At 38.0% G+C, this 550-nt stretch carries 1 protein-coding gene; it reads right to left on the bottom strand.

The genetic code is table 11. The annotated features are described in order from the left end of the window. Window positions 1–129 precede the first annotated feature (129 nt). A partial coding sequence (locus tag I6E40_RS10665; RefSeq protein ID WP_235387250.1) for a hypothetical protein occupies window positions 130–550 on the bottom strand: 421 nt, incomplete at its 5' end.

Below are 550 nucleotides of genomic sequence, written 5' to 3'. Positions count from 1 at the left end.
TTGTCATCTGCCAGCCATAATGGAGAATCTTTCTGGACGGCTCTTGCTATAACTTCTCTAAATGCAGGTTTCATAAGTGCACACTCTGGAACTATCTGTCTGTATTTCAATTCTATTATGGGTCTTATATTACGTTTTATAATCATTCAACAGATTGGCTTCATATATCTTCTTGAATCTCTTTGATGTTGAAGGATGTATCTTGAGGTGCGGAGTGAACACATGAAGCGCATCTATATGCTGATGGGAATCATAAGATTCAGATGTCAAGATGGTATAGATATCATCTGAAGCATCACTGACCTTATCACTGACAAACTCATTGTAGTACTCAATATCTTCCTTTGACATTGCCGGACCAGGCAGATAGGCAAGATAAACTTCATCGTTTTCAAGTACTTCTACAATATCACCTGGGTGAAACCTTAGGTCTTCATATCTCCTCCACTGAAACTCTTCTGACATACCAATGTTAGAAATGTTAGAACATAGTCTTTTATCTATCAAGTTACCTCTTTCGTCATACAGCCAGACAGCCAAACATTCTTCT

The sequence above is a fragment of the Prevotellamassilia timonensis genome, from assembly GCF_021531665.1.
In the GTDB taxonomy this organism is placed as follows: domain Bacteria; phylum Bacteroidota; class Bacteroidia; order Bacteroidales; family Bacteroidaceae; genus Alloprevotella.
This window is presented reverse-complemented; position numbering and strand designations above follow the sequence as displayed.